Below are 20,528 nucleotides of genomic sequence, written 5' to 3' on the forward strand. Positions count from 1 at the left end.
CCCCGGCAGAGGCGCCGTAGCACCCTGTGACATTTCTAAATTGCAAAAACCTGAGACATTTCAAAGTGGTTGCAACAGTTATTGCGCTTATTATTAGGGTAATGTCTCAGTCTGCCCGAGCCGTTATCGGTATGCGGACTAGGTCCCCACCGTCGCTCCGCCTGCAGTCTGGTCAGAAATATCGAGTTAGCAGAGGTTCCGACAGTTGTCGTTCCGCCACCGGATAAGCGTGGGTCAACCAGCAATGTTGCCATTTGGCATTAAATCGTCTATATCATGCCAAATAGGAGAGAGCCCATGGCCGCATTGTTGCCCGTCGACACTGCCCTTCGCGACTTCAAGCCCTCACCAATTACCGATGCTGAGGCAGCCGCGATGTTTCGCGCGGCGCTCAATCTGTTCCGCTTTTGGGACCTCACCGATGAGGAGGCTGCCATCCTGCTCGACCTACCGGTCCGGACCTATCGGCGATGGAAGGCCGGCGACATTGGCCGCATCGATCGGGACAGCAAGGCCCGGCTGTCAAATCTGATGGGTATCCACAAGGCTCTGCGGATCATCTTTCGTGAACCGCAACGCGGTTATGCCTGGATCAAGGCACCCAACTCTGCCTTCGCAAACAGATCGGCCCTTGACGTGATGCTCGGTGGCGAACTCACCGATCTCATGCGGGTCCGCCGCTATCTCGACGCGGAACGAGGAGCCTGGTGATCGACATAGCCGTGTTTCCCGTTTCCGACGTCGAATGGCAGCGTTCTGTTCGGATCATTCGTAGCGTATTTCCGTCGATCGACCTCTTTGAAGATATCGCGGACCCGGCCGACTGGCCTCTCATTATCTCAGCCGAGCAAAAGACTAATCCCCGCCTTATGGAGACCATTGGCAATCTAGATCTCGTTCCCGAGAAGCGGCGCGCCGCTGGCCCGGGTGCGAGCTATCTCATGGCACCTTTCACCCATGTGAGCACCGATCGGCCCAGCCGGTTCAGCGACGGCACTTTCGGTGTCCTTTACGCCGGTAACTCCTTTGAGGTCGCGCTGTTCGAGACGATCCTCCACCACGGCCGCTTCATGGCGCGCACGAACGAGCCAGCTGGCTGGACCTCCCAATTTCGAGAGATCATCCTCAAGGTAAGCGTCCGGCTGCACGATCTTAGAGGGGGCAACCCTCACGCTCAGGAAGCGCTCTCCCCGAACGACTACTCGGCAAGCCAGGCGCTAGCGACCACACTTCGTGTTGAAGGTTCAGATGGTATCGTCTATCCGAGCCTTCGTTTTGACGGTGGCGAGTGCGTAGGTCTGTTTTACCCAGACTGCGCTGCTGACACCATTCAGGCGCGGCACCTCGATTATCATTGGAATGGTACGACCGTTGACCTCTATCGCGATGCGAGCACTGGCCAAGTCTATCGCATTGTCTAAGCAGGGGAGCGACACGGTCGAGTTCTGGCTCCGCGAGCGGCGCAATCTGACTGCCGCTAAGCGCTTCCCGGCCAACGCGCTGAAGCGGCATGGTCGCTAGAGCCGATTGTCATCGACGGAGGCCAGACCAATCGAGAGGGCTCTGTCGCAAGCTTTCCCCCAAGAGCGGCTGAGGCAAGAAGGCCCTCTGTCTAAGAGGACTTCTTGCGTGTTCAAAGGGCGACATTTCGGCCGATCAGTGATCCTGTTGTGCGTGCGCTGGTACTTGGCTACGATCTCAGGCTTCGCGATCTAGAAGAAATGATAGCCGAGCGCGACATTCACGTCGATCATTCCACCATTCACCGCTGGGCCGTGCATTTCTCGCCGCGGCTGCTTGAATTCTTCAACCAGCGAAAGCGCGCTGTCACTGGCAAGTGGCATGTCAACGAAACCTACAACAAGATCCGCGGCCGCTGCATGTGTGTGGACGCCCCCGTTGAATGCAAGGAAAATCATAACGTGTGATCTTGGGTCTGCGGTCGAGTGCTGACGTGTGTCCGGCCTCACAAAGCGGCATCTTATTGGCCAGTGCGACCGCAATCAGCATCGGTGGCTTGCAACATAACATCCGCCCGAGCCAGGAATGCGGAGCAGCGCCATGTCTGACCGCCCATCGAACAACTGCCGTGGTGCCAATGATGAGCAGGCGGCGCAGCACGCCGGCCAATCACGTGATATACCCCGTTCAATGGGGAACGAACTCACCATCACGACCGACGATCTGTCCCGCTTTGAGGACAAGACGCCTTCGCCGGCGGCTCACAATGGCATCCGCCAAGGTCTCGCCTTCGATGAGGACGAGGTCGGCCTTGCAGCCCGTTTCGAGCCCATAGCCGGTCTGGCCGCGCACTTTCGCGCCGCCATAGGTACAGACGTCGAGTGCGAGGGCGACGTCGTCGTCCCGCCTGAAATTGTTCCGCAACCCGACGAACATCGCTCTTTCGAGCATGTCGCCGTTCCCATAGGGTCCCCAGACATCGCGCACCCCGTCGGAGCCTCCCGCAACGACGATGCCCGCTTCGACGAGTCGCTTGACCGGCGGAGCGGAGGTGGATGACGGAGCGGTCGTCACGATATGCACGCGCTCCTCGGCGAGCGCATCGATCAGATGCGGAACGTAATCGACGCCCTGTACGCCAAGGCAGAAGGCGTGGCTGATCGAGACTTGCCCTTGCATGCCGAGAGCCCGGGTGCGCTCAAGGATCAGCTCGGTCGAGAATGCTCCCATCTCGCCCGCCTCGTGCAGATGGATATCGATCGGCCGGCCGAACTTCTCCGCCAGAGCGAAGACGGTATCCAGATGACCTTTCGGGTCACGCTCGATCATGCACGGATCGAGCCCACCGACCACGTCGGCGCCCATCGTGAGAGCCTGCTCCATCAACTCGACCGTTCCGGGCCGCACAAGCATCCCGCTCTGGGGAAAGGCGACAATGTCGATCTCCAGATAGCGGCGGTATCGCTCGCGCGCTTCCATGACGTCTTCGACCCCCTTGATCCCGACCTCGGTATCGATGTCGACATGAGAACGCAGATGCGTCGTACCGAAGGCGACGACCGCTTCGATTTGTCGGGCCGCCTGTTCCGCCGGCTTCAAATCGAGAAGCCGACGCTGCCGGCGCTCATTGTCGATGCGGTCTATGAGCCGAGGCCCAACCTCGTTCACGTACCATTTCATCCCGAGCAGCGACTTATCGAGATGCGTATGCGCCTCGACGAGTCCAGGGATGACAAAGCAGCCGGAGCCGTCAAAAACACGGTCGTTGCCTTTAGGCGCTTCACCATACCCCGCGATAAGCCCGTCGGCCACCGTCAGGCTCGTGGGCTCTGCATCGGTACCGCGGCGGACATTGGTCACGATCAATCTCTGTGACATTATCTTGCTCCTACCATCGCAGGTTCAGCAGTTCGATGCCGGTTTGATAAGCCCGTTATGAGCGCCACGCGTCACCCAATGCGCGCAGAATATTGCCACCCATGATCTTGCTTATCTCGGTCTCGTCATACCCCCGACGCGCAAGGACACTCGGAATGGCGGGGAATGCCGAAACGTTGTCGAACCCTTCGCAATAGGCGGTTTCCCAGATCGCGTCGCCAACCATTTCCGGATAAAAACGCTTCGTACTGTTCTCCCACTGCACTTTGGTATGCTGGAAGAGATCCGTCCCGATAGCGACATGGTTGATACCGACGAGATTCACGATGTAATCGATGTGATCCATGAAGTCGTCCACGGTCGGCCGCCGATGGGGCTCTTTGCGGCAGAAGGCGGAATATGGCGAGATTCCGATCAGCCCGCCAGTTTGGGCTGCTGCTCGTATCTGGTCGTCTTTGAGATTCCGCGGGCTTGGAGTGACGGTATCCGCATTGGAATGGGTGAAGATCACAGGCCCGTCGTACAATTCGATGGCGTCCATCGATGTCCGGTAGCCGACATGCGACAGATCGAGCGCAATTCGGTTGCTCCGCAATTCACGCACGACTTTGCGACCGGTCAAGGTAAGTCCGCGATCCTCCGTCTCCATGCAGCCGCTGCCGAGATTGTTTCGCTCGTTGTAGGTTAGCGAGGCAATCCGCAGCCCGAGGTGCGACATGATTGTCAGCAACCTTGGATTCCTGCCGATGAAGTCGAGGCCTTGGCAACCCAGGATGACGCCGACGCGCCCGCTGCGTTTGGCCTCGGCGATATCTCCAACCGTACGCACAGCCATGATGCGTTCAGCCATGTCGCGAAACAGGCACTGATACTCGAAGATTTCGGTAAGCACCGGCTCAATACCGGTCGCGAAAGTCCCGACGCTCACATGGATCACGTTGAGGCCGGCCGCGTGCTGCCGCTCGGCGTAGAGAGCAGGTCGGCCCGCAGGCGCACCGAGGCTGGCCAGAGACCCGCCGAGAAGATCGATCACCACCTTCTCATCCGAGAAAGGTGAATTCTTTGCAAGTGAAGACATAAAATTCATCCTGGCCGGTATTCACTTCAGCAAGCGACGCTTACTCACCCCAGATCGTACGGAGAACACGAACGGCGTTCCCGCCCATGATTTTTCTAATGTCTTCCTTGCTGAATCCGCGCTTCTCCAGCGCGTCGGGGATCGCAACGATTTTCGCCACCTGATCGATCCCTTCCGAACGGGCAGTGGGCCAAGTCAATTCGCCTATCATGTCAGGGTAGAAACGCTTGGTGCTGTTCGCCCACTTGACTGTGGAATGCGGGAAGAAATCAGTGCCGATCGCCACGTGATCCACACCGATGAGAGAGATCACGTATTCCATGTGATCGATATAATCATCGATGGTGGGACGAACGCCTGCCGTCTTGCGGCACATGGCGGAGAAGGGAGTCAGCCCGACCAATCCGCCCGTCTGAGCGGCTGCCCGGATCTGGTCATCCTTGATGTTGCGCGCCGTCGGCGTCAGCGTATAGGCATTAGAATGGGTAAAGAGCACCGGCCCATCGTAATACTCCATGGCTTCCATGGAGGTTCGATAGCCGACATGTGACAAATCAAGGGCGATCCGGTTGTGCCGCAGTTCGCGTACAGCACCGCGTCCGACCAATGTGAGCGGTCCATCATCCGGCTCCATGCAGCCGCTGCCGAGATGATTGCGTTCGTTATAGGTGAGGGACGCAATCTTGAGGCCGAGTTCGGAGAGCACGGAAATGAGCCTGAGATTGCGCCCGATGCAATCCATCCCCTGCGTGGCGATGATGACGCCAACCTTTCCGCTTTCGTGTGCGGTCAGAATATCCGCCACGGTGCGAACCTGCATGATCCGATGCGACATGTCCCGGAACAGGCACATGTAGTCGAACATCTCATTCAGGAAGGGCTCGATGCTGGTGGCGAATGTCGCTACGCTGACGTGAATTGCATCCACACCCGCACTGAGCTGCATCTCGCCATAAAGCGAGGAATGCTCTCCCGGTGCGCCGAGACTCTGGAGAGATCCTCCGAGAAGATCGACGACGATGTCATTCTTCATTAGTTCGCGTGCCGCGTCCGAATACATGATGCTTGCCTTTTGCATGTTATCTTGATCGATCTATTGGCTTTGGCCTTACGCGCCCGATGGGCGATGCCGTTGTTCCTGGCCGAGTGCAGTTCCCGCCGGGTCGCCGCCAGAGGGCTGCCCGCCACGTCAGGTCGTATCCATGATGAGTTCAGGTCTGGGTCTCGTGAGCCTTTGGCGCTGCCTGCCAGGCTCCAGGCGCGGTGCGGAGGCAACAAGCAGCTTCGTGTACGAATGTTTGGGATCTTTAAGGAGGACACGCGTCTCCCCCTCTTCCACGACCCGCCCGCCGTACATCACCATGACCCGGTCGGATGCATAATTGGCTAAGGCAAGGTCGTGTGTGATGAGCAGGATTGCGATGCCGGTTCTCGCACGAATCCGCTCAAGCAACCTCAAGATTCCGATGCGCAGCGATACGTCCAGCATGGAAGTCGGCTCGTCGGCGATCAGAATTGTGGGCCGAAGCACGATCGCACGCGCGATCGCGACACGCTGGCGCTGTCCGCCGCTCAGCTGGTGTGGCCGCAGGGACAGGTAGCGCTCGGGCGGTGACAGCTCCACGTCCGCCAATGCCGCGAACACGCGCTCCTCGCGTTCCTTCGCATCGATCCGCAAAGCCAGAAGAGGCTCCTCGACGGAGTCCCGGATCGACAATCGCGGATCCAAGGACTCATACGGGTCCTGAAAAATCATCTGGATCCGCCTGCGCAATGCCAGGCGCTCCGCTCTGGAAAGCTCCGACGCCTGTCGACCTTCGAAACGAAGCGAGCCGGAATCCGGCGTTTCCATCATCGCCAGAAGCCGGCCCAGCGTGCTCTTTCCCGATCCACTCTCACCAACGACCGCGAGAGTCTTGCCTTGTTCGAGCCGAATCGTGACATCGGCCACGGCTGCGATTTTCTTGCGCCGCCACAATCCGCTGATCCCGGGCATTTTCTCCCGGCTGTTATAGATCTTTGAGAGACCGATACCCTCAATAGCCAACGTCATGCGTCGCTCCGCTGGTTACGATAGAGTGAGGCTGCACATGCATCCACCTCATCGACGCGTCTGCAACGCACCTTGTGAGCGGCACCGGTCTCCTCGACAGCCGAAAGTTCGCTCACCCAATCAAGGCAGGCCGGCTCAGCCATCGGACAACGTGGCGCGAAGCGGCAACCGCGGAACGCGGTTTCGGGAGTGGGCGGGCTGCCGGGGATGGAGATCGGGACTCTCTGCATATCCTGCAACGATGGATAGGATTGCAACAGTCCGATGGTGTAAGGGTGTCGAGGGCGGTCGATTACATCGCGCACCGCGCCGGTTTCCACGATCTGCCCGGCATACATGACCATGACGCGGTTGCTCGTCTCGGCGATGAGGGCGAGATCGTGCGAGACGAGAATCATTCCGAAGCGGAGTTTCGCCCGTATCTCTTCAAGACGCGCCATGATTTCGTCTTGCAGCACCACATCGAGAGCAGTCGTCGGTTCATCCGCGAGCAGCACGTCCGGATGGCAGATAAGCGCGAGCGCAATTACGACGCGTTGGCGCATTCCGCCGCTCAGTTCATGTGCGAATGCGGTGCGTACGTGCGAGGGAACACGGACCAGATCGAGGATTTCCTGGACACGATCGCGTATTTCCGCGCGGCTCGCGCGAGGGTGGTGCCGCGCATAGGCTTCGCCGAGGATGCTGCCAATGCGGATGATCGGATTGAGCGCGTTCATGGCCCCCTGAAAGACCATCGACATACCGGACCAACGGATGTCACCAAGACGCTCTGCGGAGATCCGAGAGAGATCGTCACCTTTGAATTTGACCGAGCCCGAGGCAATCCTGGTGTTTCGCTTCAAAATGCGCATCACGGCATAGAGAAGCGATGACTTTCCGCTGCCTGACTCACCGATCACGCCGAGGGATTCTCCGGCTGCGAGATCGAGATCGACATGATCAACGATTGGCACGAAGCCGCGCGGAGAGTCGTATCCGTAGACCAGATCGCGAACTTCCAGAATGCTCACTTTCTTGCTCCCGCCAGCGGCACGGCCAGACTTGCTTCACCGTCCGAGATTGCCAAACCGGTCCGGATGCTGTCTCCGACGAGGTGAATGGCGATCAGCAGAAGAGCGAGTGCCAGACCGGGAAACACCTCCGGCCACCATGCATCTGGAAAACCTGCTTGCCCTTCCTGCATCATCTTTCCCCAGGAGATGCGCGAGGGATCGCCAAGACCGAGGAACGAGAGGCCCGCTTCCAGCAGAATTGCCTCAGCGATCTGCAGGCTGGCTTTTGCCAATACCGGACTCAGCCCGTTCGGAATGATATGCCGGAACAGAATGCGCCAGCGGGAGACACCGGCCAATTCCGCTGCCTTGACGAAGGCACGCTCCCGAAGGGTCAGTGCCTGGGCGCGCATCAGGCGGGCGTTGATCGGCCACATCGTGCCACCGATCACAAGCACGATGACCCAGGTGTGCGACCCAAGAAATGCCGCGAGCAGAATAACGAGGAAAAGGCGCGGTATGGTGAGGAACACTTCGATCAGCCGCGAGACGACGAGATCGACGGCCCCACCGAAATAGCCTGCAATGGCACCGACGATCGTACCGGTGACAAGCGACAGCAACGTCGCGCCCAAGGCCAGAAGGATCGTATAGCGGGTCCCTTCCAGAACACGGCTGAAAACATCGCGCCCAAGATGGTCGGTTCCGAAATAGAACTCGGAATCGGGAGGCAAATCGGAAGCGGCAAGCAAGGCGTGCGCGGAATGGGGCGCCAGAGACTCGCCGAAGAGTGCGGCGAGGCCAAAAGCGATCAGCAATCCATAACCCGTCAGAGTCAGAAAACCCGGAAAGCGAGGAAAGATAAGCCTAACCATGACGGACTCTGGGATCTACAAGGCTGTAGGTGATGTCGGTCAGGAGAATGGCGATCACGACACAAATGGCACTGACCGTGAAGATGCCCATTACCAGAGGCAGATCACGTTGAATGACCGCGCCATACATGAGACTGCCGATGCCCGGCCATGAGAAAATGGCTTCCGTCAGCAAGGCGCCGCTAAACACTGATCCCAGCATCATGCCCGCAACGGTGATGTTCGGAAGAAGCGCATTGCGCAGGCAGTGCCGAAAGAGCACCGTACGTTCGCGTAAGCCGATTGCCCGGGCGGTGACAACGTAATCCTCCTGAAGAGCATCGATCACCGAACTACGCGTGAGGCGGAAATAGGTAGGGATCGTATGGAGAGCGACGGTAAGCGTCGGCAAGACCATGTGGATGGCCAAGTCGCCCAGATAGGCTAAGCCCTGCTTCGGTGGCAGCGATGTCATTCCGCCAGCCGGCAGGCCGCCCATCCAGATTGCAAAGACCAGAATCATCAGCAGGCCGAGCCAGAATATAGGCAGCGAGAACAGCAATAGCGCCAAGACGTTCAACGTTGCATCGAGGGCCGTTTGATACCGCTTGGCTGCAAGAACGCCCGCCAAAGTCCCGAGAACCGTGCCGAGGATCAGTCCCGCAACAACCAGCGTCAGCGTCGAGGGCACCTTGTCGAGGATCAGACCTAGAACAGGCTGTCGATAGCTGAATGAGAAGCCTAGATCCCCGGTCGCGATCTTGCCGAGATATGCTGACAGTTGGGCCATCAATGGACGGTCCAACTGATATTCTTGTCGAATGGTCTCCAGGTATTCCGGCGTCGCGTTCTCACCGGCGAGCGCATAGGCCGGATCTCCAGGCGCAAGATGCGTGAGCATGAAGTTCAGGACAACCACGAAGACGAGCGTCGGCAGCGCGAGAAAGACTCGCGACCCGATGTATCCAATCATGTTATGCGCTCTCCGGTAGAGGACAGGTTGCTCAGACCGGCTTGACCAACCTGTAGCAGTCGTTAGGCACCTTGTCGCTGTCGGCCTGCCACCAGTAGTGACTGAACCGGTTGCTGTAGATCATCGGCATGCGCCATTCGATCAACGACAAGCGCGGCAGCTCTTCTGCAACGATGTGCTGGATGCGCTGGTACTTCTGCTTCGCCACGTTCATGTCGGGAGCCTGCCTGGCCTCCACGAACAGCCGGTCGACTTCCGGGTTGGAAAAATCCATGCAGTTGCGGCCACCCTTGGAGGCGACGAAGTTGGAGAAGAGCTGCGGGTCCGGACCGTGAGGCCCCGCCGACCATGTCAGGTCGAAATCCCGTTTCTGAAGAATCTTCTCGGCGAAAACGCCGAAATCAAACGTTTCGAGCGTCAACTCGATGCCGACCTGCGCCAGTTGCTGTTTCATCACCTCGCCAATCTGCTGGGCACCGCCGGTCGCGGCGTTGAAGCCCGTGTAGCGAATCTTGAAGCGGGTTCTGCCATTTTGACGGGGATAGCCGGCTTCATCCAAAAGGCTGTTCGCCTTTGCGATGTCGAACCCCGGCTGCTTGGCATCGGAATTCCAGACGGGGGATGTGCTCAGGTAGGCGGTTTCGGCAGCCTTGTTCGTGCCGCCATAGACGATCTGATTGATCTGGCTACGGTTGATCGCGTGGGCGATCGCCCGACGAACCCTGACGTCGGCCAGAATCTTGTTTCGATAGTTGAATCCGACCCACACCATCAGCTCTGGCTGCGAATTGACGATGTCGACGGATACGCCCTCGGTCTTTTGCAGCTGACGCATCGCACTCAGCGGAGGCGATGAAAGCATGAGGTCGAGTCCGCCGGCACGGATCTCCGCCACCGCAGCGGAATATTCCGGATAGAATTTGAAGAAGATGCGCTTCACCTGCGGCGCGCCGCGGAAGTAGTCCGGATTGACGTCGAGTTGAATATGGTCACCGGGACCGAAGCTGGTGAGAACGTATGGTCCGGACCCCACCGGTTTCAGATTGGCCGGATTGGCGCGGGGATCGGTGCCTTCATAGATATGAGCGGGCAGAATCACATATCCGTAGCGCTGAGCCATCTGCGCGAGGAAGGAGCTGTTGCGCTCCGCGAGGACGATGCAGACGGTATGATCGTCAACCGCCGCCACATCGACGATACCGGCCAGCGCGGCGTTGCCATATCCTTTCTCTGCCTGGATGGATTTGATGGTCCAGACGACGTCCTTTGCCGTCACTGGCCTCCCATCCGTCCACTTGACCCCTTTGTGCAGATGGAATGTGTAGGTAAGCGCATCCTCGCTCACCTCCCAACGTTCGGCGAGATCGCCGGCGACGGAGCCGTCGGCCATATAATCGACGAGCTTGCTGAACAGATTGGACGTGACGTAGTAGCACGCCCCATCAAAGAGATAGTTGGGATTGAGGAACTTGGGTGCGCTGTTGATAGCGACCACAAGCGCTCTTTCGTCAGCGGCAATAACGAAGGGGCTCCATGTGCCGGCGCCGACGGCGGCTGTCGCCGCAGCACCGTATTTCAGAAAGGCACGCCGATGGATGGCGGGAGAGCTGAGTTCGTTCGTCATGGTCGCGCCTTTCTGAGTAAGGGTGCAGATGGAAGCTCGCGACAGCTAAGTCACGAATGAGCGGTAACGAATGACGGCATCGCGGGCGCGAATGATGGATTCGCGCTTGAGCTGCTCGGCCTTTTCGGCATCACCAGCGCACATCGCATCGAGAATGGCGCGCTGCATTTTCAATCCCTGCTCGGCCCTTTCGGGAAGAATGATGGTCCGCCGCAGGAGCGCCCGGTCACGATCGGCGATGATTTCGAGCAGATGCTGAAGTGTTTTGCTTCCGGACGCCTGCACAAAGCGCTCGCGAAACAGCTCGATGTTCCGAAAGTAGCCATCGAGATCGTGCGCCTCGACCAAGCGCTCGCTTGGCTCTCCGAACAGCTCTCGCAGATCCTGCCAGTCCTGCGGGCGAGTGTTCTGCACCGCCAGGCGCACACAGAGGCTTTCGAGTGAAATGCGGATTTCGAACAGCTCGAGAATCTCCTCGAAGCTGAGCTGGGCGACCACCGCGCCGCGATTCGGCGTGCGGATGATCAGTCGCCGCTCCTCAAGCGCAGCCAAGGCTTCACGAATGCGATGACGGGAGACGGACAACAACTTGGCGATGTGCTCTTCCCGAACGGCCTCGCCCGGCAGCAATTCCTGCTCGGCAATCATCTTGCGCAGCCGCATCTCGACAGAAGGCTCTTCACCGGCGGCGGGCCTCCCCGCCGATCGTTTGCTCATGGGGCGGACTGCACTGATGCGTCGGACGTTGTCTCTTGCCATGCGTAAACCATGGCAGAACCAGATTCTTTGTCAACTTTCATGTGAACAACTTTGTTCCGCAAAGTTCTGACAGAATCGTAGAGTAACACAAGCACTTGATTTTATTAGTTAATCACACAATGGCATCGACCTCTCGTCGTTCGAATTGAAGGACCATCCGCGCTATGCCGATCAAAGTGAACCATCTCGATGCCGCCCTTCCGAGCGACGACTGATCCGACGACAGCATCGGCTGCGTATCAAAATTTCCTATCAGAAATTTTTTCACAATATTGGCCGGCCCCCACGAGGTGGTCCGCTTTGGTTGTTAGTGCATGATGGGTTGTGGCGCTACCGTCGGAGTGGCCGGCGGAGCTGGTCGGGATTGCGCAGCCGGCCATTGCACCACCTCGGGTGCGGGTGGTTTGTCGCCGAGCGATGAGTGAGGACGCACGGTGTTGTAGTGCCGTCGCCAACTCTCGATCACCGTCTGCGCTTCCTTGAGCGTGTAGAAGATTTCGCCATTGACCAGTTCGTCGCGGAGTTTCGCATTGAAGCTTTCGCAGTAACCGTTTTCCCACGGACTACCCGGCTCGATGTAGGCTGTCTTGGCGCCAACCGCATTGATCCAGTCGCGAACTGCTTTGGCGATGAACTCCGGCCCGTTGTCTGACCGAATATGGCCTGGGACGCCACGCAGGATAAACGGGTCCGAGAGCACGTCGATGACATCGACAGCCTTCAGTTTCCGGCTGACGCGGATCGCAATGCATTCGCGGGTGAACTCGTCGATGACGTTGAGCATGCGGAACCTGCGTCCATTGTGCGTGCGATCCTCGACAAAGTCGTAGGACCAAACGTGATTGGGGTACTCGGGCCGCAGACGGATGCACGAGCCGTCGTTGAGCCAGAGCCGCCCCTTCTTCGCTGCTTGCTCGGCACTTTCAGCCCCTCCCGTCGCCAGATCCGTTCGACCCGTTTGACGTTTACCATCCAGCCGGCGTCCCGCAGCAGCGCCGCAATGCGCCGGTAGCCGTAGCTACCGTACTGCAGGGCAAGCGCGATGATGTCGGCGGTCAATGCCGCCTCGTCATCGGCTGTTGTCGGGATCTTGCGCTGTGTGGAGCGATGTTGGCCCAGAACCCGGCAAACCCGTCTCTCGGACAGACCCAGCTCTGCGATCACATGATCCACACAGGCACGGCGACGGGTGGGGCTCAGAAGTTTCCCTTGGCAGCCTCCGCCAGGATCATCTTGTCGAGGGTCAGGTCGGACACGGCGCGACGCAGCCTCGCGTTCTCAGCCTCGAGCTCCTTCAAGCGCTTGACCTGATCCCCTTTGAGGCCGCCGTATTCCTGGCGCCACCGGTAGTACGTAACTTCCGTCACACCGATCGACCGGATCGCTTCCGCCACCGGCCGGCCCTGAGCCGTCAGCACGTCAACCTGCCGCAACTTCGCGACGATCTCTTCGGCCGTGTGTCTCTTCTTTGGCATTCTCTCGTCCTCCAAATGGCGCAAAGCCATACATCAGGGAGGACCGCTTCAAAGGGGGCAGACCAGCAAGACGCCGAACCGTCACGACGTCTGGCACCTCGACGAGGTCGTGGTCGCCATCGCTGGTCAGAAGCACTGGCTCTGGCGGGCTGTCGATCAGGATGGCTATGTGCTCGACGAGATCGTCCAAACCCGCCGCAACGCCAAGGCCGCTAAGCGCGTGCTGAGGCGTCTGTTGAAGAGGCAGGGCATGACACCCAAGCGCATTATCACCGATAAGCTCCCCTCTTACAGAGCCGCCAAGCGGCAGGTCATGCCAGGGGTCGACCACTGGTCGCATAAGAGCCTGAATAACAGGGCCGAGAATTCGCATGTTCCGTTGCGAAAGCGAGAGCGGGTGATGCAGGGCTTCCGATCACCGGGAGGCCTGCAGCGGTTCGTCAGCGTGTTCGCCGCTGTGCGCAATCACTTCGTTCCACCCAACTCCCGCCGCTCCGCCCTTGCCCTCCATCTTCACCGCCTCACCGCCATGGCGGAATGGAAAAGCACAGCCAACCTCGCCGCCTGAGTGGCTCAAGCGGCGAAATTTGCCTCAACTCGTCCGGCTTCAGTTAACGTGACATCGCCTATTCAACCACGATAAGCCTCGGTGACATACTGACGCTGCGGTGTGCCGACATAGAGCTGGCGCGGGCGGCCGATGCGCTGGGACGGGTCTTCGATCATCTCGCTCCACTGGGCGATCCAGCCGACCGTGCGGGCGAGTGCGAACAGCACCGTGAACATCGAGGTCGGGAAGCCCATCGCCTTCAAGGTGATGCCCGAATAGAAGTCGATGTTCGGGTAGAGCTTCTTCTCGACGAAGTACTCGTCCTTGAGCGCGATCTGCTCGAGTTCGACCGCGACGTCGAGGAGCGGATCGTCCTTGATGCCGAGTTCGTTCAAGACCTCGTGCGTGGTCTTCTGCATGATGCGGGCGCGCGGGTCGTAGTTCTTGTAGACCCGGTGCCCGAAGCCCATGAGGCGGAACGGATCGTTCTTGTCCTTGGCCTTGGCGATGTACATCGGAATGCGGTCGGGCGTGCCGATCTCTTTCAGCATCTTGAGCGCCGCTTCGTTGGCGCCGCCATGGGCGGGGCCCCACAGGCAGGCGATGCCGGCGGCGATGCAGGCGAAGGGGTTGGCACCGGACGAACCGGCGAGACGCACCGTCGAGGTTGAGGCGTTCTGCTCGTGATCGGCATGCAGGATGAAGATCCGGTCGAGCGCTCGCGAGAGCACCGGATTGACCTTGTACTCCTCGCACGGCACCGCAAAGCACATGCGCAGGAAGTTCGAGGTGTAGTCGAGGTCGTTCTGCGGATACACGAAGGGCTGGCCGATGGAATACTTGTAGGCCATGGCCGCAAGCGTCGGCATCTTGGCGATCATGCGCATGGAGGCGATCATGCGCTGCTGCGGATCCGAGATGTCGGTCGAGTCGTGATAGAAGGCCGAGAGCGCGCCGACGCAGGCGACCATGATCGCCATCGGATGCGCGTCGCGGCGGAAGCCTTGGAAGAAGCGGTTCATCTGGTCATGCACCATGGTGTGGCGCGTGACGCGATAATCGAAATCGGCCTTCTGGGCCGCCGTCGGCAATTCTCCGTAGAGAAGCAGGTAGCAGGTCTCGAGGAAGTCGCCGTGCTCGGCGAGCTGCTCGATGGGGTAGCCGCGATAGAGCAGGACGCCGGCATCGCCGTCGATATAGGTGATCTTCGACTCGCAAGCCGCTGTCGAGGTGAAGCCGGGGTCGTAGGTGAACATCCCGGTCTGGCCGTAGAGCTTGGAAATGTCGATGACGCTCGGACCGATGGTGCCGTCTTTGACCGCCAGTTCAACCGACTTGTTGTCGACGGTCACGGCGCTGATGGTGTCCTGCATAGGTCTATCCTCGGGCCGATAGCAGCGGCCATAATCCTCACGCCGCGTTCGACGGCTTGCCGGTCAGGGCGACCGTGAACGCGGCTTCCGTCTTGACCGTGATCTCGTCCACCGTGACGCCGTCGGCGCGCTCGATCAGGGTCATGCCGGTACCGCCCTTCTTGTCGATGGTGAAGACGCCGAGATCGGTAATCACCAGGTCGACGACGCCTTGACCGGTCAGCGGCAGGTTGCAGGCCTTCAAAAGCTTCGGCTCGTCCTTGGCGGTGTGCTCCATGACGACGACGACGCGCTTGACGCCCGCGACCAGGTCCATGGCGCCGCCCATGCCCTTGACCATCTTTCCCGGGATCATCCAGTTGGCGAGGTCGCCGTTCTGCGCCACCTGCATGGCGCCGAGGATCGACAGGTCGATATGGCCGCCGCGGATCATGCCGAAGGAATCGGCGGACGAGAAATAGCTCGTCGTCGACAGCTCGGTGATGGTCTGCTTGCCGGCGTTGATGAGGTCCGGGTCCTCCTCGCCCTCGTAAGGAAACGGCCCCATGCCGAGCATGCCGTTTTCCGACTGGAGCTGCACGCGCATGCCGGGGGATGTAGTTGGACACCAACGTCGGGATACCGATGCCGAGATTCACATAGAAGCCATCGCGCAGTTCCTTTGCGGCGCGGGCGGCCATTTGTTCACGGGTCCAGGCCATCTTAGATCTCCTCGCCTGCGGGCGCCGTTTCGCGCTTGCGGGTGGTGCGCTGCTCGATGCGCTTCATCGGGTTCGGCACATGCACGATGCGCTGCACGAAAATGCCCGGCGTGTGGATTTGATCCGGGTCGATCTCGCCAGCCTGAACCAGATGCTCGACCTCGGCGATGGTGATCTTCGCGGCGCTCGCCATCATCGGGTTAAAGTTGCGGGCGGTCTTGCGGTAGACGAGGTTGCCTTCCGTGTCGCCCTTGTAGGCGTGCACCAAGGAAATATCGGCGAAAAGTCCGCGCTCCATGACATATTTCTCACCGTCGAATTCGCGCACTTCCTTGCCTTCGGCGATGAGCGTGCCGACGCCGGTCTTGGTGAAGAAGGCGGGAATGCCCGCGCCGCCCGCGCGGATGCGCTCGGCCAGCGTTCCTTGAGGATTGAATTCCAGCTCCAGCTCGCCGGAGAGATATTGTTGCGCGAAAAGCTTGTTCTCGCCGACATAGGACGAAATCATCTTGCGGATCTGGCGCGTCTCCAGCAGGCGGCCGAGACCGACGCCGTCCACACCGGCATTGTTGGAAATGAAGGTCAAATCCTTTGCACCCGCCTCGCGAATCGCCTCGATCAGCGCTTCCGGGATGCCGCACAGGCCAAACCCGCCGGCCATGATGGTCATGCCGTCCTTCACAAGCCCAGCCAGTGCGGATCGCGCATCGCTGTGAGTCTTATTCATTGCTGTCACCGTGAACTGAGATTGTCGTAGGCCGTTGAACCCCCACCTGCAGGAAAGCCAACGCCTGCAAGGACTGTCCGTGTGGTTTCATTCCGCGTCGGGCTGAGCGGACGGATGTGCGCTGGAGAAGGCCGCATGCTCGCCGGCGCGCTTCTCAACGCGGAGAATGCGCGGGTACGCGTCCAGTGGCACGGCAAAGCGTCGCGCAGCGTAGAGCTGCGGGATAAGGTACACGTCGGCCAGCGAGGGCTCCTGGCCGAAGCAAAATCCCTCGTCGCCAATGAGCGCCTCGATTGCAGAAAGCCCCTGCCCTACCCATGTGGCGATCCAGTCCGTGACCTCTTGCTCAGAGCGTCCGAAGACTTTTCTGAGATGGTTGAGCGGGCCGATATTGTGCAGCGGATGGATATCGCAGCCGATGATCGCCGCGACCGCCCTGACCCGAGCCCTCGCAACCACATTTGGCCGGTAGAAGCGCGGGGGTCGGATAGACCTCCTCGAGATACTCGAGGATCGCGGGCGATTGGATGAGAACCTCGGTGTCATCGAGTGTAAGGGCGGGTACGCGTCCTTGTGGGTTGATCGCTCGGTAGTTTGGAACGTTCTGCTCGCCACCGTGACGTACGAGATGGACGAAGGCCCGCTCGGCCTCAACCTTCTTCAAGGCAAGGGCAATGCGCACTCGGTAGGAGGACGTGAACCTCCAATACGTGTAGAGCTTCATTTCCTTTGCCCTCACGCAGCCGGAAGGATCGTCGCGCGGCATTCGCCGAAGCCGATTGGGACGAAGCCATCGCGACGGCCTCGCGCCCGCAGGATCACCTCGTCTCCGTCCTCGAGGAAACGTCGCTCCTCGCCGGAGGCGAGCACTATCGCGTTCTTCCCACCCACGGTCGCTTCCAGAATGCTGCCGCAGCTCGTCTGATCGGGACCCGAGATCGTTCCCGTACCCAGCAGATCGCCTGGCTGAAGATTGCAGCCATTGCTGCTGTGGTGCGTGATCATCTGGCCTACAGTCCAGTACATGTGCCGTGCATTGGATAGGGCGAGCCGATGCGGTGGCAACCCTTTGTTCCGCAGGCCTGGGGTGAGGAGGAGAACCTCAAGTTCCAGATCGAGGCCGCCCTCACGCTGGTCCGCATGATCCATCAGGTACGACAATGCAGCAGGATCACCCTCCGGCCGGCTTCTCTGCGGGATGCGGAACGGCGCAAGCGCTTCGGGCGTGACGATCCAGGCGGAAATCGTGGTGGCAAAGTTCTTGGCCAGGAACGGCCCAAGCGGCTGGTATTCCCACGCCTGGATGTCGCGCGCAGACCAGTCGTTCAGAAGGCAATACCCTCCTACATGCCCGGGGGCTTCGGCAATGTCGATAGGTTCGCCAAGGGTATTTCCAGGACCAATCCAGACACCGAGTTCGAGTTCGTAGTCGAGCCTCCGGCTGGGCCCAAAGCCGGGCCTCAGCGCATCCGGCAATTTGGCCTGCCCACGCGGCCGCCGTACGGGCACACCCGAGGGACAGATCGACGATGCCCGGCCGTGATAGCCAATGGGAACGTGCTTATAGTTCGGCAGCAATGGATTGTCGGGTCGGAACTGTTTGCCGACATTGGTGGCGTGGTGAATGCCGACATAGAAATCGGTGTAGTCACCGATGCACGCTGGCAAGTGTAACACGCACTCGGATGCCAAGTGCAGGCACGTCTCCACCCTGCTCTGCTCAGCGCTGCCCTGCGCCAGAAGCTCGGACAACCTTGCGCGCAGGGCCTGCCGCGGGCCCGCTCCGAGCGCCAGGAAAGGATTGAGCGTTGTGCTACAGGCCGCCTCGGCCGCCTTGGCAGCCTCACCGGTGAAATGACCGGCTGCCAACGCCTCTAGCAGATCGAGGATCCGGTCGCCGATGGCCACCCCTCCTCTCGGAATGCCGCCGCGGGGGCTGAAGATCCCCAGCGGCAGGTTCTGAATCGGGAAGTCTGAATGACCGTTGGCGGAAAGCAGCCAACTTTCCAGTTTCGGATCGTGAGTTTGGTCGAGTTGAGCCATCATCCCACTTATCTCTTGCTGGGGTTAAAGTGCTTCTTCAGCTTGTGGCCGTAGGCGCCATAGTCTTTTTGCAACGACTTGGTCTGCGCGGCGAAGACTGTCACCTTCTGGGGAAAACGTGTCTCAAACATGAAGGCCAGCGTGCCTTCCAGCTTGTGCGGCTCGAGCTCCACGTTACTCGCCTTCTCGAAGGCATCCACATCAGGCCCATGTGGCAGCATCGTGTTGTGCAGCGACATGCCTCCCGGCACAAAGCCGCCACCGGTTTTCGCGTCGTAGACACCGTAGATGAGCCCCATGAACTCGCTCATCACATTCATGTGGTACCACGGCGGCCTGAAGGTGTTCTCTGCGACAAGCCAACGCTCGGGGAAGATCACGAAGTCGATGTTGGCTGTGCCGGGAGTCTCGGACGGCGAGGTCAACACCGTGAAGATCGACGGATCGGCATGGTCGTAGAGGATAGGCCCTACCGGTGAGTAGCGTCTGAGGTCGTATTTGTAGGGCGCGTAGTTGCCATGCCAGGCCACCACATCCAGCGGCGAGTGATCCATGTCGGCAACCCAGAGCGTACCGCCCCACTTCACGTACATTTTCGAGGGCGTATCCTTGTCCTCGTAGGCCGCGACAGGCGTGAGGAAGTCGCGCGGGTTGGCGAGGCAGTTGGCGCCGATCGGCCCACGCTCGGGCAAAGAAAACGCGCCGCCGTAATTTTCGCACAGATAGCCGCGCGCGGACCCATTGATCAGCTCGACACGGATCTTCACACCGCGCGGGATCACGGCGATTTCGCCCGGCTCGATGTCGATGATCCCGAACTCGGTACTGAGACGCAGACTTCCCTGTTGAGGCGCGAACAGCATTTCACCGTCGGCGTTGTAGAAGTATTCGTCTACCATCGAGCGAGTGATAAGATAGACGTGCGCTCCCATGCCGACCTGGGCGCCCGCATCGCCGGCGGTGGTGATGGTGCAAATCCCTTCCAGAAATGACACGGAATCGTTCGGGATTGGGATCGGATCCCAGCGCATGGGAGCGATCGGTATCTCCACTTCCGGGGCCGGAGCCGTCCGCCAAAGTCCGATATCGGCCTTTCGGAACTGGCCCCAATGCGCCACGGTCGGCCGGATGCGGTAGAGCCAGGAGCGCTCGTTGGTCGTGCGGGGCGCGGTGAAGGGAGAACCGCTGAGCTGCTCGGCATAGAGGCCGTAGGAGCACTTCTGGGGTGAGTTACGGCCGACGGGCAGGGCACCGGGCAGTGCCTCGGTCTCAAAACCGTTGCCGAAGCCGGACATATAGCCGGCCTGGATGGAGCTCTCGATCTTCTCAGAAGCCTGAGGCAGCGGCGGGTTCTGGACATTCATGGGTGTGACCTCCTAGAGTTGGTTACAAACGTAACCATCCATTTTGTAACTATCAACGCGATGACAAAACTCGAACTGGAGAAGTTTCTTCCCTACCGCCTCAACCGGATCGCCTCTGTTGTCTCCAGGGGCTTCAGGGCCGTCTATGGCCGGCATCATGACCTCACGATCCCGGAGTGGCGCGTTCTTGCGACATTGGGTCAGTTCGAGGAAATGAGCGCGAGAGAGATAGGGCTTCACTCCTCGATGCATAAAACCAAGGTCAGTCGGGCCGTCCGAGCGTTGGAGGGAGGCGTTGGCTTCAACGCAGGATTAGCGACCACGACCGGCGGGAAGAAATCCTGACCCTTACAAGGCTGGGCCGTCGTGCTTACGACGACATCGTGCCACGAGCGGTCGCCTTCGAGCATCGCATCCTGACCGACCTTGGCCCAGACGCCAAGGATCTGCTTGTTCTCATCGATCGGCTGGAACGCTTGTTCGGAGATGAAGGCAGTGACTAACCGGGGATGTCACGGTAATCGGGAGGGGGACGCAATGGGACCTGCCTCGCTGATTTCAAGCAAGCACACCGGCTGCGGCTTTCCATTCTGCCATGGCCCGGAGGCGGTGCAGGTGGG

Annotated in this window: 17 protein-coding genes and 6 pseudogenes; 6 read left to right on the forward strand and 17 right to left on the reverse strand. The window is 59.8% G+C overall.

The window, feature by feature from the left end:
- Positions 1–297 precede the first annotated feature (297 nt).
- The 4 genes and pseudogenes from I2H38_RS20090 to I2H38_RS20105 all read left to right on the forward strand — a co-directional run.
- The gene (locus I2H38_RS20090; protein ID WP_196273662.1) at positions 298–711 is read left to right on the forward strand and encodes an MbcA/ParS/Xre antitoxin family protein; all 414 of its coding nucleotides are present in this window, start codon (positions 298–300) and stop codon (positions 709–711) included.
- Entirely contained in the window at positions 705–1,421 is a 717-nt protein-coding gene (locus I2H38_RS20095; protein ID WP_196273674.1) for an RES family NAD+ phosphorylase, read from the forward strand. The genes I2H38_RS20090 and I2H38_RS20095 overlap by 7 nt, the downstream gene beginning before the upstream one ends.
- 10 nt (positions 1,422–1,431) lie before the next feature.
- Positions 1,432–1,571: pseudogene (locus tag I2H38_RS20100) on the forward strand (IS6 family transposase); the annotation flags it as partial.
- Between the two features lie 58 nt (positions 1,572–1,629).
- Positions 1,630–1,883: pseudogene (locus tag I2H38_RS20105) on the forward strand (IS6 family transposase); the annotation flags it as partial.
- 94 nt (positions 1,884–1,977) lie between these two features.
- Here the strand turns inward: I2H38_RS20105 and I2H38_RS21155 are convergent.
- The 11 genes and pseudogenes from I2H38_RS21155 to I2H38_RS20155 form a co-directional block, all read right to left on the reverse strand.
- Positions 1,978–2,118, reverse strand: a pseudogene (locus I2H38_RS21155) (IS110 family transposase); the annotation flags it as partial.
- A gap of 30 nt (positions 2,119–2,148) precedes the next feature.
- Positions 2,149–3,339, reverse strand: a complete 1,191-nt coding sequence (locus I2H38_RS20110; RefSeq protein WP_196273663.1) for an amidohydrolase family protein — start codon at positions 3,337–3,339, stop codon at positions 2,149–2,151.
- A gap of 55 nt (positions 3,340–3,394) precedes the next feature.
- Positions 3,395–4,417 (reverse strand): dipeptidase, encoded by a 1,023-nt coding sequence (locus I2H38_RS20115; protein WP_196273664.1) that lies wholly within the window; start codon positions 4,415–4,417, stop codon positions 3,395–3,397.
- A gap of 40 nt (positions 4,418–4,457) precedes the next feature.
- A complete protein-coding gene (locus I2H38_RS20120) occupies positions 4,458–5,495 on the reverse strand; it encodes a dipeptidase (protein ID WP_196273665.1) in 1,038 nt (345 codons plus the stop codon).
- 111 nt (positions 5,496–5,606) lie between these two features.
- Positions 5,607–6,470 carry an ABC transporter ATP-binding protein gene (locus I2H38_RS20125; protein ID WP_196273666.1) on the reverse strand — a complete coding sequence of 288 codons (864 nt, stop codon included), beginning with the start codon at positions 6,468–6,470 and terminating at the stop codon, positions 5,607–5,609.
- On the reverse strand, positions 6,467–7,483 hold the full coding sequence (locus I2H38_RS20130) for an ABC transporter ATP-binding protein (RefSeq protein ID WP_196273667.1): 1,017 nt from the start codon (positions 7,481–7,483) through the stop codon (positions 6,467–6,469). The genes I2H38_RS20125 and I2H38_RS20130 overlap by 4 nt, the downstream gene beginning before the upstream one ends.
- Entirely contained in the window at positions 7,480–8,340 is an 861-nt protein-coding gene (locus tag I2H38_RS20135) for an ABC transporter permease (protein WP_196273668.1), read from the reverse strand. The genes I2H38_RS20130 and I2H38_RS20135 overlap by 4 nt, the downstream gene beginning before the upstream one ends.
- Entirely contained in the window at positions 8,333–9,292 is a 960-nt protein-coding gene (locus I2H38_RS20140) for an ABC transporter permease (RefSeq protein WP_196273669.1), read from the reverse strand. Before I2H38_RS20140 ends, I2H38_RS20135 begins: the two co-directional genes overlap by 8 nt.
- Positions 9,293–9,323: 31 nt before the next feature.
- A complete protein-coding gene (locus I2H38_RS20145; RefSeq protein ID WP_196273675.1) occupies positions 9,324–10,916 on the reverse strand; it encodes an ABC transporter substrate-binding protein in 1,593 nt (530 codons plus the stop codon).
- A 45-nt stretch (positions 10,917–10,961) separates the two neighbouring features.
- On the reverse strand, positions 10,962–11,633 hold the full coding sequence (locus tag I2H38_RS20150; protein WP_196273670.1) for a GntR family transcriptional regulator: 672 nt from the start codon (positions 11,631–11,633) through the stop codon (positions 10,962–10,964).
- A 349-nt stretch (positions 11,634–11,982) separates the two neighbouring features.
- Positions 11,983–13,150, reverse strand: a pseudogene (locus tag I2H38_RS20155) (IS3 family transposase).
- Here I2H38_RS20155 and I2H38_RS20160 point away from each other — a divergent pair.
- Positions 13,131–13,718: an IS6 family transposase gene (locus I2H38_RS20160; protein ID WP_407664116.1), complete on the forward strand. Its 588-nt coding sequence runs from the start codon at positions 13,131–13,133 to the stop codon at positions 13,716–13,718. The pseudogene I2H38_RS20155 and the gene I2H38_RS20160 overlap by 20 nt on opposite strands.
- Positions 13,719–13,780: 62 nt before the next feature.
- On the opposite strand, the gene gltA is transcribed toward I2H38_RS20160, so the two are convergent.
- The 6 genes and pseudogenes from gltA to hmgA form a co-directional block, all read right to left on the reverse strand.
- Positions 13,781–15,073 carry a citrate synthase gene (gene gltA, locus I2H38_RS20165; protein ID WP_196273671.1) on the reverse strand — a complete coding sequence of 431 codons (1,293 nt, stop codon included), beginning with the start codon at positions 15,071–15,073 and terminating at the stop codon, positions 13,781–13,783.
- A 37-nt stretch (positions 15,074–15,110) separates the two neighbouring features.
- Positions 15,111–15,774, reverse strand: a pseudogene (locus tag I2H38_RS20170) (3-oxoacid CoA-transferase subunit B).
- 1 nt (position 15,775) lies between these two features.
- Positions 15,776–16,501, reverse strand: a complete 726-nt coding sequence (locus tag I2H38_RS20175) for a CoA transferase subunit A (RefSeq protein ID WP_196273672.1) — start codon at positions 16,499–16,501, stop codon at positions 15,776–15,778.
- 87 nt (positions 16,502–16,588) lie between these two features.
- Positions 16,589–17,225: pseudogene (maiA, locus tag I2H38_RS21585) on the reverse strand (maleylacetoacetate isomerase).
- A gap of 11 nt (positions 17,226–17,236) precedes the next feature.
- Entirely contained in the window at positions 17,237–18,544 is a 1,308-nt protein-coding gene (fahA, locus tag I2H38_RS20185) for a fumarylacetoacetase (RefSeq protein WP_196273676.1), read from the reverse strand.
- A gap of 8 nt (positions 18,545–18,552) precedes the next feature.
- Complete coding sequence (gene hmgA, locus I2H38_RS20190) at positions 18,553–19,908, reverse strand: homogentisate 1,2-dioxygenase (protein WP_196273673.1); 1,356 nt, start codon at positions 19,906–19,908, stop codon at positions 18,553–18,555.
- 18 nt (positions 19,909–19,926) lie between these two features.
- Between hmgA and I2H38_RS21465 the strand changes: the two genes are divergently transcribed.
- A complete protein-coding gene (locus I2H38_RS21465; RefSeq protein ID WP_324617453.1) occupies positions 19,927–20,253 on the forward strand; it encodes a MarR family winged helix-turn-helix transcriptional regulator in 327 nt (108 codons plus the stop codon).
- Positions 20,254–20,528 lie beyond the last annotated feature (275 nt).

This window comes from Microvirga alba (genome assembly GCF_015694465.1).
GTDB lineage: Bacteria > Pseudomonadota > Alphaproteobacteria > Rhizobiales > Beijerinckiaceae > Microvirga > Microvirga alba.